Origin of the sequence: Streptomyces sp. CB01580, from assembly GCF_001905795.1 — a bacterium.
GTDB lineage: Bacteria > Actinomycetota > Actinomycetes > Streptomycetales > Streptomycetaceae > Streptomyces.
In genome coordinates, this window is the sequence record NZ_LIXJ01000012.1 from 24,318 (window position 1) to 38,226 (window position 13,909).

General features: G+C 68.1%; 12 protein-coding genes and 1 tRNA gene. 8 read left to right on the forward strand and 5 right to left on the reverse strand.

The window, feature by feature from the left end:
• Window positions 1-21: 21 nt before the first annotated feature.
• Window positions 22-1,392, reverse strand: coding sequence for a PP2C family protein-serine/threonine phosphatase (locus tag AMK22_RS18670; RefSeq protein WP_242434038.1), 1,371 nt, complete (start codon window positions 1,390-1,392; stop codon window positions 22-24).
• A gap of 638 nt (window positions 1,393-2,030) precedes the next feature.
• Between AMK22_RS18670 and AMK22_RS18675 the strand changes: the two genes are divergently transcribed.
• Entirely contained in the window at window positions 2,031-2,792 is a 762-nt protein-coding gene (locus tag AMK22_RS18675) for a bifunctional DNA primase/polymerase (RefSeq protein WP_073786473.1), read from the forward strand.
• A gap of 1,124 nt (window positions 2,793-3,916) precedes the next feature.
• Here AMK22_RS18675 and AMK22_RS18680 read toward each other — a convergent pair.
• The 3 genes from AMK22_RS18680 to AMK22_RS18690 form a co-directional block, all read right to left on the reverse strand.
• Window positions 3,917-4,882: a DUF5926 family protein gene (locus AMK22_RS18680; protein ID WP_073786474.1), complete on the reverse strand. Its 966-nt coding sequence runs from the start codon at window positions 4,880-4,882 to the stop codon at window positions 3,917-3,919.
• Between the two features lie 284 nt (window positions 4,883-5,166).
• Window positions 5,167-5,748, reverse strand: a complete 582-nt coding sequence (locus AMK22_RS41020) for an ATP-binding protein (protein WP_338014177.1) — start codon at window positions 5,746-5,748, stop codon at window positions 5,167-5,169.
• 230 nt (window positions 5,749-5,978) lie between these two features.
• On the reverse strand, window positions 5,979-6,812 hold the full coding sequence (locus AMK22_RS18690; protein WP_073786477.1) for a glycerophosphodiester phosphodiesterase: 834 nt from the start codon (window positions 6,810-6,812) through the stop codon (window positions 5,979-5,981).
• A gap of 257 nt (window positions 6,813-7,069) precedes the next feature.
• Here AMK22_RS18690 and AMK22_RS18695 point away from each other — a divergent pair, with 257 nt between their 5' ends.
• Together AMK22_RS18695 and AMK22_RS18700 are read left to right on the forward strand one after the other, a co-directional pair.
• Window positions 7,070-8,515 (forward strand): S1C family serine protease, encoded by a 1,446-nt coding sequence (locus AMK22_RS18695; RefSeq protein ID WP_073786479.1) that lies wholly within the window; start codon window positions 7,070-7,072, stop codon window positions 8,513-8,515.
• Between the two features lie 50 nt (window positions 8,516-8,565).
• Window positions 8,566-8,650, forward strand: a tRNA-Ser gene (locus AMK22_RS18700).
• A 187-nt stretch (window positions 8,651-8,837) separates the two neighbouring features.
• Here the strand turns inward: AMK22_RS18700 and AMK22_RS18705 are convergent.
• Complete coding sequence (locus AMK22_RS18705; RefSeq protein ID WP_073786480.1) at window positions 8,838-9,593, reverse strand: GntR family transcriptional regulator; 756 nt, start codon at window positions 9,591-9,593, stop codon at window positions 8,838-8,840.
• 78 nt (window positions 9,594-9,671) lie between these two features.
• Here AMK22_RS18705 and AMK22_RS41025 point away from each other — a divergent pair, with 78 nt between their 5' ends.
• The 5 genes from AMK22_RS41025 (at window position 9,672) to AMK22_RS39190 (ending at window position 13,702) form a co-directional block, all read left to right on the forward strand.
• Window positions 9,672-9,950, forward strand: a complete 279-nt coding sequence (locus AMK22_RS41025) for a hypothetical protein (RefSeq protein WP_073786482.1) — start codon at window positions 9,672-9,674, stop codon at window positions 9,948-9,950.
• A gap of 523 nt (window positions 9,951-10,473) precedes the next feature.
• On the forward strand, window positions 10,474-10,698 hold the full coding sequence (locus AMK22_RS41030) for a hypothetical protein (protein ID WP_073786486.1): 225 nt from the start codon (window positions 10,474-10,476) through the stop codon (window positions 10,696-10,698).
• Window positions 10,699-10,705: 7 nt separating this feature from the next.
• Window positions 10,706-11,437 carry a GntR family transcriptional regulator gene (locus AMK22_RS18730; RefSeq protein WP_073786488.1) on the forward strand — a complete coding sequence of 244 codons (732 nt, stop codon included), beginning with the start codon at window positions 10,706-10,708 and terminating at the stop codon, window positions 11,435-11,437.
• Window positions 11,434-11,736 carry a hypothetical protein gene (locus AMK22_RS18735; protein ID WP_073786489.1) on the forward strand — a complete coding sequence of 101 codons (303 nt, stop codon included), beginning with the start codon at window positions 11,434-11,436 and terminating at the stop codon, window positions 11,734-11,736. Before AMK22_RS18730 ends, AMK22_RS18735 begins: the two co-directional genes overlap by 4 nt.
• A 355-nt stretch (window positions 11,737-12,091) precedes the next feature.
• On the forward strand, window positions 12,092-13,702 hold the full coding sequence (locus tag AMK22_RS39190; protein ID WP_143203584.1) for a hypothetical protein: 1,611 nt from the start codon (window positions 12,092-12,094) through the stop codon (window positions 13,700-13,702).
• The last annotated feature ends 207 nt before the right edge of the window (window positions 13,703-13,909 follow it).

A 13,909-nucleotide genomic window follows, 5' to 3' on the forward strand; every position in this document is an offset into this window, starting at 1 on the left:
GAACGCCAGGGTCCGTCCGGCTCAGTCGAAGCGTGCGGCGAGGACCACGACGTCCTCCGAGCCGCCGCCCTGGTCGAGTCCGTCCGGCAGCATGGTGCGCAGTACGTGGTCGGCGACGGCCGAGGCGTCGTCGCGCAGCGCCTTCGGTACACGCGCCGCCGCCGAGTGCAGCCGGGCGAACGCCCGGTCCGTGGAGTCGCCGGTGCGGCGCAGCAGTCCGTCGGTGTAGAGGAGCACGGTCTCGCCCGGTGCCGGGGCGATCTCCACGCTGGGCGCCTCCCAGCAGGCGAGCATGCCCAGCGGTGCGGAGACCGAGGTCTCGACGAACTCGGTGTGCCCGTCGCCGATCAGGAGCGGCGGGGTGTGGCCCGCACCGGCCAGCAGGATCTTGCGGCAGGACGGTTCGCAGTAGGCGAAGAGGGCGGTCGCGGAGCGGGCGGGTTCGGTGAGCCGCAGCAGCAGTTCCAGGTCGGAGAGCACGGCGACCGGGTCCTCGCCCTCCATGACGGCGTACGCCCGCAGTCCGGCGCGCAGCCGCCCCATGGCGGCCAGGGCGCTCGGTCCGGAGCCGTCCACCGAGCCCACGGCGAGTCCGAGGGCGCCCTCCGGCAGCGCCAGCGCGTCGTACCAGTCGCCGCCGCCCTCCGGCGCCGCGCGGTGACGGGCCGCCAGCTGTACGCCGGTGACCTTGGGCAGACGGGTGGGCAGCAGTTCCTCCGCGACGGTGGCGACGTCGGCCCTGGCGCGTTCCAGTTCCAGCAGCCTGGCGAGGTGTTCACCGGCGTATCCGGCGTAGAGGGTGACGAGATGGCGCTGGCGTTCCAGCGGTTCGGCGGGTTCGTCGTACAGCCAGACGGCGGCGCCGAGCCTGCCGGTCGCCTCGGCGGCGATCGGCACGGCGTAGCTGGCGGCGTATCCGAGTCGGGCGGCCACCTCGCGGCGCCGGGGGTCCAGGGTGGTGTCGCCGAGCAGATCGGGGGTGGTCCGCGTTCCTTCGGCGTCGGGGACCCCTTCCAGGATCCGGCCGTAGGAGGTGGCGCTGCGCGGCACGGTCTCGATGTGCCCGAGTTCGGCGTGCGCGAGGCCCAGACCGACGGTGCTGACCGGGCCGCGGTGGTCGGACGGTTCGAAGACGACCAGACCGCGGCGGGCGCCGACCAGAGCGGCACCGGCGTCCAGGAGTTCGCGCAGGGCGTCGTCGAGCGTGCTGGTCCTGGCCAGTCGTTCGGTGAGTTCGTGCAGTGTGGTGAGGTCGGAGACCCAGCCGGCCAGCCGGTCCTGGACGAATGCTCCGGGGGCGGCCGGTACTCCGGGGAGAGAACCGGCAGTGTGCGTTGAAACAGGAACCGTGGGATCGATTCCAGCCACTTTCGGCAGGTGCGGGGCGCTCATGGCAGAAGGCTTTCCCACCGGTGCGTTTCTTGGAATAGCATCGCAAACCCCCATGTCATTCTGCGCCGCTATCAGTGCATCTACAGGTACACGTAGCATCCACATGTACACGCACAAGTAAGGCGATGTCCAGCATTGTCCCTACGGGTTTTGTGGTGTCCGGCCAGCTGTTAAGTTGGCTGAAAAATGCACCTGGTGGCGGCTAATTGCGGTCGACTGAGGGTGCTCGACGGGGGTGTTCTCGGGGTGAAGTCCCGGGAGAAGTCCCGCAGGGAGCGTCATTTCGGGCATGCTGGGTACGTAATCGATGTTGGCCAGGGGCAGTTCCGATCGCCCCGGGAACCCGGCAGCCGACCCGGACGTCCTCTCTTGTGACGGCCACGCCCCCACCCCCCGAGTGGCGGGGTTTGCACCATGGGACGACACGCGCGATGTATATGCGCTTCTCCTCGCCATGTTTGTGTCCGGCTCGTCTCACCCCCCTTGCTCGACCTGGCTCAGCGCACGCTCGGTACGACGAACCACCCGTACGACACGTCGCACGGGCGTGCACGCACGGCGAAGTGATGCACACGCGATGTGAGGTACGCGTGGTGTGATGTGGACCCTCGGCGTTCAACGGAAAGGAACGAGCGCTCATGCGCGAGATCCTCGGAAGGCGACGCAGGCTCCGGCGCAGGGCAAGGCCCGCCCAGCTCGACGCGGTCCTGATCTGTGCCACCGCGTGGCAGTGGCCCGTGCTCCCCGGAGTGGGGGCGGCGGCGGGCGACGGACGCGGCGGCCGTGACGGCCGTGACCGTGGGTGCGCCTGCCCCGATCCCGAGTGCGCCGTACCCGGCGCGCACCCCTTCGATCCCGGTCTTCTGGCGGCGACGACCGACGAGCGCATGGTGCGTTGGTGGTGGACCAACCGGCCCACCGCGCCGATCGTGCTGGCCACCGGTGGCCGTGCCCCCTGCGCACTGAGCCTGCCCGCCGTGGCTGCCGCGCGGGCACTGGTCGAACTGGACCGGATGGGTACCCGGCTCGGCCCCGTGGTGGCGACGCCGACCCGGTGGTCGCTGCTGGTCGCCCCGTACACCCTCGAACGGCTCGGCGAGTTGCTGTACGTCCAGGACGGGGTGCCCAGTTCGCTGCGCTTCCACGGCGAGGGCGGCTATCTGGTTCTTCCGCCGTCGGCGACGGGAACGGGACAGGTGCGCTGGGAGCGGGCTCCCGCCCCCAGCCCTCTGCCGGGTACGAACGGCCGCCGCGCCGGCCGCGAAGCCGGGACCGGGGGCAGGGGCGGAGACGCGACCGGGGCCGCGGCGCCGTGGTTGCCGGATGTGGAGACGGTGCTCGACGCGCTGGTCGAGGCGAGCAACAGCGCCCCCGACGGAGGCAGTCGACTCGCGTACTGACGGCTCGCGCGTTGACGACTTGTGTACCGACGGGGCGATGGCGTCAGGTGCTTCGCATGTCTCGGGATCCGGCGTGTTCGAACCCTGGGCATCGGGGCGTCAGGGTGTGGGGCGGGGCCCCGGGGTCTCGGTGCTTCCGGGGCCCGGGCCCGGCCTCGTGGTGTGCGGGCTCCGCGTGTGCCTGCCTCGCGAGGGCCGGGACCGGGGCGGGGTGGGGCGGGGCCTCGGCGCTCGGGAAATGGTCACCGGTAGTGGGCGGGCGTATGCCGTGATGCCGACGTGGAATCGTCGTCCGGTATATGCGTCGAACTGTTCGAAATTCGGGTGAATTTCGGGCGAAGTTCGCACGCCTCGATCTATCACCTCATTGTGCGTCATCACTCTCTCCGTCGTCCCTGGCTGTCGCCCGTCGCCTTCGCCCTCCCTCGGCGTCCTCGTCGACCGCCGATGTTCGCCCCATGCGATTCCCGACGGTGATCTCCGATTGATCGGTACGGGAATCCCCGGACCGTCGTGTCCCGATGATGTCTCGTGCCGGTTCCGTGCCCGCTCGTGCAAAGTCTGCCGCTGCAAAGTACGGAGAGAGTTGGTTTTCTGACGGGCCTTCCGTGGCTATTTCGCGGAAATTCGAAGGCGTATTCGATTGGCCTCGTAAGGGGCGCGTAAAGGGGCCGGGAAGGGGTCCGGGATCCTTCTCCGTCCGAGAGCGACCGACTCGGCGGAGGGTGCGGCGGGCCCGGGGCGAAGGAGCGGGGCCGACCGGGGGCGGGAGGCCAAAGCGGGCTCTGTCGTGGCGGGTTGGCGATGATGTGCGGTGGTGGGAAGCCCGGACCGGGTGTGGGCGGAGGGCCCGACGGGCGGGCGGCGAACGGCGGGGGCGCGCTGCGGGGCCGTACTGACGGCGGGTCGTGCGCGGGCTCACGCGCCGGGGCGTGCTGTGCGCCGTCAGGAAATGAGAATGCCCGATCGCTGGCGACGGGGGATGCACCAGCGACCGGGCTTCTAGAACCGTAACAAGAGATCTGCCGTTCGCAAATTCGATCTCGCGTATTCGGACAGGGATTTACCTGCCGGTACGGGCGGTTGTGACGCGAGTCACCGAGCCCGCCCGACGGTCGTCACTGTCAGCTGAGCGTCACTTGGCGGTTGGTGAGCCCGCCGCGGGCCCGGCGCTCCTCGGCGGTGAGCGGCGCGTCCGAGGCGAGCGCGTCGGCCAGCCGCTCCGCGAACTCCGCCGCGGGCTTCTCGCACTCCGCCGCGCCCATCGTGCTCGGCAGATCCCAGACCGGGACCATCAGTCCGTGCGCCCGGAAGGAACCGACCAGCCGTGTCCCCTCGCCCAGCGAAGAGGCACCGGCGGCGTGCAGCCGGGCGAGCGCGTCGAGAAGCTGCTCCTCGGGGTGCGGCATGACCCAGCGCAGGTGGTTCTTCTCCGGGGTCTCGCACCAGTACGCGGCGTCCACGCCGGAGAGCCGCGCCGTGGGGATCGCCGCCTCGTTCGCGCGCTCCAGGGAGGCGGACACCTCCGGCGCGGCGTTCTCGGCGTCCGGAACCCAGAACTCGAAGCCCGGGTGGACGGCGGGCTCGAACGCCGCGTCGGGGTCGAGCATGTCCTGAAGCCGAGGTCCGTCGGCCGGGGCGCGCCGCGCGGTCACGGGCGAGCCGGGCTCGGCGGCGAGCGCCTGCCGGAGCGTGTCCGCGAGGTCGCGGCTGAGGTCGCCCGACGGGGTGTCGTTCTGCAGCCCCAGCAGGACCGAGCCGTCGTCGCGGCGGAGGGCCGGCCACGCCATCGGCAGGACGGTCGCGAGGGTCACGGAGGGTACGCCGTCGGGGAGCCCGCCCTTGAGCGTCAGCTCGACCGTGGCGGCCGGCACCAGTTCGCGCAGCGCGACCCAGTCGCACTCACCGGCCAGGCCCTCGAAGGGGCGGTGGACCAGTTCGGCCACGGCCTGGGCGGCGGCGCGGCCGTGGCACGCCTTGTAGCGTCGGGCCGAACCGCACGGGCAGGGCTCACGAGCCCCGACCACCGGGACCTCGCCGTCCTTGAGTTGCTGCTTCCCGGCCTTGGTCTGGGGGCGCTTCTTGGCCATGGTGGGCTTTCTCCCGGTTGCGACAGTGCGGTCTGGGCCGCGAGCCTAGCGGCCCGCGTCACGTCCGGGACACACGCGCCCGCGTACCCGCCCCGTGTGCCCGGTCCGGGGCCCGTCCCACGCGCCCGGTCCGGGCCTTTTCCCCCGAACCTGGTACGGGCTGTGCGTCGAAACCAGGGGTGCGGCCCGGGCGTGCCCGCGATACGTGGCCGGGCCCGGGGCCGCCGCCCGGCGCGCCTCGTCGCTGTCGGGCTCCGGTTCCGCCCGTACGTCGAGCGCGGACCTCAGCCGACATCGTCGAGGGAGCCCGTGAACCCCAGGCGGTCCAGCGCGGCCGGACTCGGCATGCCCGTTGCGCGGCGGATGCCCGACACTCTCGATGACCCCGGGGCGCCTGTGGCTCCGGGCGTCCGCCCGTGCCCCTTGTTCCCGCGCCCTTCGGCACCGCGCGCTTCGTTCCCGTTCGCTTTCGCGCGCCCGTTCGGGTGCTCGTCGTCCCGGCGTCTCTCGTCGTGGTGTCCCTCGTGGACGAGGACCCAGACGGTGACCTCGCCCGAGGAGTCGTCACGTACGCCCCACTCCTCGGCGAGCGCGCTGATGATGTTGAGACCGCGACCGCCGCGCGCCGTCACCGAGGGCGTGGCCGGAACCGGCCGGGTCGGGCCGCCACCATCCGTCACCTCGACGGTCAGTCCTCCCGTTCTGTCCACGCGCCAGGCCGCGCGGATGTCGCCCTCGCCCACATCCGTGTGCCGGCCCAGCGGCCTGCCGTGCCGGCAGGCGTTGCTGAGCAGTTCGGAAAGAATCAACACGGCATCGTCGACGACCGAATCCGGCATCCCGTGGCTGCGCAACTGCTCACGCATCCGGTGCCGCGCCTGCCCCACGCCCGCAGGGCCATGGGGTACGGCCATGCTCGACGACGTGGGCACTTCCTGTGCCACCACCAACGCCACCCCCGAGACCTCCTTTGCCCCACGCCACGAAGTGGATGCCCCCCTGGGCTGGACCGGAAACCGACCGTTCGCCCACAGGTGACGCACTCGTGACGATCGAGTACGGTTCGAATGCGCCGTTGCACTCCGTGTAACGGATGTTAAAGGCGTCCCAGTTGTGACAGAACCTGTTTGGGGCGATTCGTGATGATTGCGTCCACGCCGAGGTTGACGCAGAGTTCGACGTCCTCCGGTTCGTCGACCGTCCAGACGTGGACGCGGTGGCCCGCGCGGTGCAGGCGTTCGACGTAGCCGGGGTGACCGCGGACGATCCGCATCCCGGGCCCGGCGATCCGGGCCCCGGCGGGCAGCCGTCCGTCGCGCAGCCGTGGCGAGAAGAACTGCATCAGGTAGACGGTGGGCAGGGTGGGCGAGGCGGCCTGGACGCGGTGCAGGGAGCGCGCCGAGAAGCTCATGATCCGTACCGGCGAGGGCCCGTCGGCCGGTGGGACGTCGAGCGCGAAACGCTTCAGCAGATGCAGCAGCCGCTCCTCGACCTGGCCCGCCCAGCGAGTGGGGTGCTTGGTCTCGATGGCGAGCTCTACCGGGCGTCCGGCCGCCCGTGTCTCGGCGACCAGTTCGAGGAGTCGTTCCAGGGTGAGCACCGAGGTGAGTTCTCCCGGCACCGGGTCCCAGTCCGGGGACTCCGAGTCCTCGTGGTTCTTCCAGGAGCCGAAGTCGAGGGCGGCGAGCGCGGACAGCTCCAGGGCGGAGACCGCGCCGCGACCGTTGGACGTGCGATTCACCCGGCGGTCGTGCACGCACACGAGATGCCCGTCGGCGGTCAGTCGTACATCGCACTCCAGTGCGTCGGCGCCGTCCTCGATCGCCTTCCGGTACGCGGCCAGGGTGTGCTCGGGGGCGTCGTCGGACGCGCCCCGGTGGGCGATGACCTGGATGGAAGGGTGCGTGGAGGGCTGCCGTGCTTGCGTCACCGCGTCATCGTGTCACCGAGGAGCGGGTGCTGTGTACAGCTCGCGTCCGAGGCGTCCGCGCGACGCGCGGCGCGCGCGCCGGGTGGTGCGTCGTAGGGGCCACGGGTGCGCGTCCTTTTTGTCGGATGTAAGGATGGCTTCGAGGATGCACAGGTCCTGCTTACAGTGGCCTGACGGGTCTTGGGAAAGGCTGTCCCAGGACACGTACACAGCGGATCTCTTGCCGACAATCGTGTGGAATCGAGGAGTAAAGAGCTGTGAGCACAGAGAACGAGGGCAGCGAGGGCACTGCGGGCGAGGCCGTTCCGCCGGTTCCGTCCGTACCTCCCGTGCCGTCGGCCGACGCTCCCCAGGGGCCTTCCGCTTCCACGCCGGCTCCGGGGCAGCCGCAGCCGCCGGAGGGCGAGGCCACGACCACTTCCATGGGCCCCGTTCCGGCCTCGGCTCCTCCCGGCTTCCAGTCGGCCGCCGGGGCGAACTGGCCCCCGCCGCCCCCTCCCGTCGCGCCCACGTACGCGCACCACGGTGCCGACGGCGGGGCGCCGGTCTGGGGCGCCCCGGAGCAGTTCTCCGACCAGAAGAGCCCGCGGAAGCGGGGGATGGGCGGGCTGGTGGCCGCCGTGGCGGCGGCTGCGCTGATCGCGGGCGGTATCGGCGGGGCCTTCGGCTACTGGGCGGCCGACCGGAACAGCGCGTCCAGCGGTTCGACCACGGTCTCGGCCGACGCACAGGGTTTCAAGCGCGACCCCGGCACGGTCGCGGGCGTGGCTGCCAGGGCACTGCCCAGCGTGGTCACCATCGACGCGCAGGGCGGTGACGGTGAAGGCGGTACGGGCACCGGCTTCGTGTACGACAAGCAGGGCCACATCCTCACCAACAACCACGTGGTGGCCTCCGCGGCGGACAGCGGCCAGCTCACCGCCACGTTCTCCAACGGCAAGGAGTACGACGCCGAGGTGGTCGGCCGGGCGCAGGGCTACGACGTGGCGGTGCTGAAGCTGAAGAACCCGCCGCCGGGACTCGCCCCGCTGCCCCTCGGCAACTCGGACCATGTCGCGGTCGGCGATTCGACGATCGCGATCGGTGCCCCGTTCGGGCTGTCCAACACGGTGACCACGGGGATCATCAGCGCCAAGAACCGCCCGGTCGCCTCCGGGGACGGGGCCGGCGGCAGCAACTCGTACATGAGCGCCCTGCAGACCGACGCGTCGATCAACCCGGGCAACTCCGGCGGCCCGCTGCTCGACGCGCGCGGCGCGGTCATCGGCATCAACTCGGCCATCCAGTCGACCGGCAGCGGCCTCGGCCAGACCCAGGCCGGTTCCATCGGTCTCGGCTTCGCGATCCCGATCAACCAGGCGACGAACGTCGCCCAGCAGCTGATCAAGACCGGTCGACCCGTCTACCCGGTGATCGGTGCCACGGTCAGGATGGACGAGAGGTCCGGCGGGGCCGTCATCTCCGACCGGGGCGCGGGCGCCGACGCGGACGCCGTGGTGCGGGGCGGACCTGCGGACAAGGCCGGTCTCCGGCCGGGTGATGTGATCACGAAGTTCGGCGACACCGCGATCGACAGCGGCCCGAGCCTGATCGGCGAGATCTGGACGCACAAGCCCGGCGACCGTGTGACGCTGACCTACCAGCGCGACGGCAGGACGGCCACGACCGAAGTCACCCTGGGGGAGCGCAAGGGCGACAACTGACCGGCTAGGCTGTCCTCGCGTCAACCCCGGTCCGTGAACCGGTGGCGCGGGGTGGGTTGCCCGAGCGGCCTAAGGGAACGGTCTTGAAAACCGTCGTGGCGCGAGTCACCGTGGGTTCAAATCCCACACCCACCGCACAGCTGAGCGGCCCCTGACCAGGCAAGACGGTCGGGGGCCGTTGTGCTGCCCGGTGTCCGCCAGTCACCGTGTCTCCCCCTGGTTTCCCGCCCGATCGGGCACGGAAGGGGCACGCGCGGGGCACGCGCTGAACACGGCATGAGGAGAGATCCACGGGGCGGCGGACGCCCGTCAGTTACCGCGGTTACCGGTTGATCGGGATCTCATAGACGATCTCGCAGTGAGCGACGGGCACCACGATGTCGGCCGTCTCCACGGGCCGCCCCTGATCGCTGTAGTACGTCCGGCGGATGTGCGTGACGAAAGCAGCCTTCTGGATGCCCAGAAGCGATGCTTCCTCGGCGGTCGCCTGCCGCGGCTCCGGCTGCTCCACGGCGTGGCTGACGGTGATGCCGATCGCGGCCATCCGGTTCACGACTCCGGCCCCGGCGTGCGGCCCTCCCTCGGGGAGAACGACGAGAGTGCCGGCGGTGAGGTCGTACGGCTCCCAACTCGTCGACAACTGCACCGGCCTGCCGTCGGCCAGGAACTCGTACGTCGTGCGGACGCACAGATCGCCCTCGGCGATACCCAGGCGGGCCGCGATCTCCGCAGGGGCGGGGACCTTGGCGTCGGTCAGGCTTTCCCAATCGCCCTGCTTGCCCATGGCCTTCATGTCCGCACGGAACGGCGAAGCGTCGGGCTGCTCGCGTGCCGTTGAACGGACGACCCGCACTCGCTGCCGCGGCTGGGCGACGTAGGTTCCCGACCCGGCTCGGCCTTCCAACACGCCCTGGGAGATCAGCAGCTCCTGTGCCCGGCGGACCACGTTCTCGCCCACGCCGTACTCCTGGCCGATCTGAGCGCGGGAGGGGAGACGGTCGCCCGGCTCCCATACGTGCTCCGCGATCCGCTGCCGGAGTTCGTCGGCGATGCGGAGATAAGGCGGCTGCTCAGGCATATGGAAAATCTAGTCCACTAGCTCTAACCTAGTTAACTAGCTTCACTGAAAGTGATCGCCGGTGACGGAGGCTGCCCTGTGCCCGCTTCAGGAGTAAGCGCGGCGGCCATCGCCGCCCGGCTGTCGTCCGTCGGGCTCCCTGCGCGGGTGGAGGAGCACGCCGGATACACGGCGGTCGAAACGGAGGTACCGGAATCGCTCCCCGCCGAGTCATGGCGGGAGGTTCTGGAAGCGGTGGCCGAAGCCGATCGGTTCGGGCTCCTGGCCACCAGCCTGAACGGCCGCACCCTCTGGGCGGTCGTAGACAAAGCGGTCCCCTCGACGGGCGATGTCGGGGGACCGAGCCATCAGCGATAGGAGCTGAGTAGCGTGTTCAACCGTATCCGCCGTGCCGTCTCACTTACCAGAGAGCGGTACTTCCACAAGGGCAGGCACCGCCGCCCCTTAACGCTCTCCCGGCCGATGGCTGCCTTCGTGCCCCCTGCGCCCATCGACAGGTCGACGGCCGGCCGGGGACGGGTCTCGGACTGCGTAGACCACGCGGACTCGCTCGCGGGTGAGGACATCGCGCTCGTCCGTCCATACGTGTTGGCCTGGGAGAAGCACGTACGGCAGCGCTCGATGGTCCTGGCTCCCCACCTGTCGACTGAGGCCTGGTCGGCTCTTGCGGGGGCCCGTTGATGCCTCCTCGCCAACAGTCCGGAGCCACGCCCGCTGCGGCGGCCTCTTACCGATCGATCGCTTGCCGGATCGGTACGCACCACGCCTGCACGGAATTCCTCCCGCCCTCGGTGCCGACTGGCGTCCGGGTGGTCTACGAGGTGTGCGACTGCCCCTGTCACTCGACGTCCAACCAGCCCGCGCCCGGGGAGGTGCAGCGATGAGGGGACGGGCGCCCAGCGCTGCGCTGCCATCCACCATCGAGATCACCTCGACCACCGTGCGGCGCGGCGACGCTATCCAAGTCGGCGGCCGGGCATGTCGGGTGAGTGACCTGTGCCAACTGCCGCACGGCGCCAAGCAGCTGCTGTTCGAGACAGGTGAGCTGTTGACCATTCATGGGCGAACTCGGCTTGTCGCCATGCGAATGCTGAGAAGGGGGTGACCGAGCCGTGTCCTCTCGCCGTTACGGCATCGCCGGTGACCTCCGGCACCAGATCACGACCGGCCGCATCAAGGCCGGCGAACGCCTGCCGTCGGAGGCCGACTTGGCACGTCAGTACATGGTCAGCACGCCGACGTTGAGGAGTGCTCTCGCAGTGCTTGAGAGGGAAGGGCTCGTCGAGAAGATCCACGGCAAGGGGAACTTCGTTCTTCGCCCCCGCCGCAAGATCACGTATGTCGGCGGATGGGGAACGCTGGATCCGTCGACTGCTGCGGACGCGGCTCTGCGCGTCACTGTCCGCAGAACCGAGATCCGGGCGCACGGACGCCTGACAACCCTGTTGAGGGTGCCGAGCGGCAGCCCGTTGACTGAGTACTTCTGCCTCAGCCATGAGGGGGAGTCGCCGCACAGCCTGGCCCACATCTATGTCCCGGGCGACCTGACGTTGACCCCAGCGTGCGGAGACGGATCCTCATGCGAGCGGATGGCTATGGGCTTTGCCGTACCGAGCCCTCCGCCAGCCGAGGTCCGGGAGACGGTGTGTGCCCGGCTCGCGACGCCGGACGAAGCTTCGCTCCTTCAAATCAGCTCCGCCGTGGCCGTTCTCGCGATCACGCGCGTTGCCGCAGACAGCGCCGGGCGCGTCATCGAAGTCGCGCATCTGGTGTTTCCAGGGAGTCGCGCCGATGCGGTCTTCACCACCCACCACGTGATCAACAAGAGGCGAACGCAAGGATGACAACCCGAAACGAACTGCGGCTTCTCCCGTGGCCGGGGCCGGAAGACAAGCCCTGTTACCTCAGCACCGATGACAGAGACGGACACGTGTCCCGCCTGGCGGACAACATCGAGGCGGTGCAACTCGGCATGGCGGCCGAACTGCTGGAGCAGGCGTCAGAAACTCTCGGCGACGAGGACGCGGGCCTGGAGGATATGCGGCTGCTCGTGAAGGAACTGTCCGGGGCCCTGCGAGACGTGCTCCGGGTAGCGACCAGCCGGGGTCACCTCCTGGCGGTGAGTGAACCTCACCGCTCCTGAAGGACGAGTGGAAGCCTACCTCGTAGGTATACGGCCCCTGACCAGGTGAAACGGTCAGGGGCCGTTGTGTTGCATGATGCCTGCCAATTACCGCGGATCTCTGAACGGGGCATGGGCACCTTCTGATCCGTAGCTCTATGCAGGCCGGTCGCTAGAGGTCGTACCAGCTGGTTCAACCGACCACAGGGGCAGAAAAGGTTGGCAGCGGTTGCCGTAGTTGCGGTACTTCGTTGCTGTACTGCGCTGGTGACCGACAGCCAGTCGGTACGGACAGCACTCGCATGACATCGAAGCGGCTTGGGAAGTAAATAACCCAAATACCGATAACGGCAGCAGATGAAACGAAAGGAACACCATGGCCCACCCTCCCCTTGACGGCTACAAAAGACTCCAGGAAATAGCCGGTCACGCCCCCGCAGAGCTCTCTATTTGGAATTCCGGAACAACAGCGCTACACGCATTGCTGGCCTCAGTCTCCGTTCGATACCTGCGAGAAGCGCAAAAGGGGTCCCCCGGCGCACGAGACAGGGAAGATGGCGAGCCAGGCGGAGAAACTCGCGACTGGGCAAACATGACAGCCCACCTAATAAAGTGGGCTTTCCTGTATGGCGATTCATCAATCTCCGGCGAGCCCACCTTGCAGCAAATAAACGAGGCGCTCGATCTAGCCCAAAAGTGGAGCGTAATTGAAATCGGCCTGGAAGGCGGGAAGTCGGGCCGCATCCGAGTGGAGCAGAAAGGAAAGGAGCTACTGATAGACCCAATCGCCAACCCATCCGTCGAGGTCCTCGATATGCTCCTCGAAGAGATAGATACAAAGAATGTAGACGAAAACACGGTTGGCCCAAGCTTGGAACCAGCCTACGCCTTCTTTCGCTCCCAACAAGGGCGCCGGGGCGTATACAGGAACCTACCAACCTGGATTGGCGGACTCTATATTCAGCACATGAAGAACTATGTTTCGAATAAACCATGGGAGATGCCTCTGGATACCGATCTAGGGGGGTTGACGCTCAGAGAAGCTATTCCCCTCATGGGCACCCTCAAAGGAATGTCATTTCTTCAATTGACACTCTTTCGTGGCGAGCCAAACTTGGAAACTGCCTACCTGGCGATGCGTCCAGAGGCGCTCACGCGGTGGTTGAAGAGGTATAACCCCAAGAGTACCGTCATAGACAAGTTCATCGATCTATTCACCTATAGGGGTCCAGGCGGAAAGACACCTTACTCCGCTCCCATCATCCCGTGGGGCGACCAACTAGTAATGCCTTTCGCCTTGCTTGGAGACGGCCTTGAGGAGCGAATGATCCTTCGAGCCGCCGCATCGAATCCCAGCGCTTCCGGAAAGCTCGGAACTTCCCTTGGGCGCTTGTGCAACAAATGGGCATCGCGGCTAGGTGAGATACCGGGCGTCAAGGTCGCAACGGAAGTGAAGGTACTGGCGCACAATCGCCGGAAAATTGGGGACCTAGACATCGTCGCTCTCGATCCCGACCGGAAGAGCGGGTTGATAGTTGAGGCAAAGTGGCCTATCGATGCGCGCGTCCTCGCGGATGCATGGAAACAAGAATCCGCAATAGATAAAGGGCGAGAACAGATTGAACGCCTCAAGAGTGAGATATCAGACGGCGCAATTGTGAGACTTCCGCAAGGCTGGCCGCAATTTTCCGATGTCGAGTGGACATGGATAGTCGGCACTGCTCGGTATTTGGATCCGCGTAGATCCTCTGATGGGCCGCCAGTCACTTGTCTTAGGTTGATCGAACAGCTGCTGCCAGCTACCTCTGTACTCGACTTGTTGCAGAGGCTCAAAGATTTTCCGTACCCGCAGGAGGGAAGGGAGTTTGCACTTTCTTGGAAGCGGGTGGTCGTAGGCGGAGTAACAGTGAAAGCGAGAATGATTGAGCTTCTTGCCACTACGCCAAGGGTGCCAACAGACAGGAGGCGTTCACGCGGCTGGACGTGAGGAGCGGACACGTCCCACTCGCGACGAACGCAACCTCAGCTCCCATCCCGTCCGCCGTCGACCCACACGCAGTGGAGCAGGCGTGGCCCCTGGTGTCCAGGTGGAGCGCGCCACTGCACGAACGACCTGGACACCAGGGGCCACGCCTGCTCGGCTTTGCCTGGGTCGACGGTGGACGGGATGGGAGCTCCCCGCAACCACCCACGG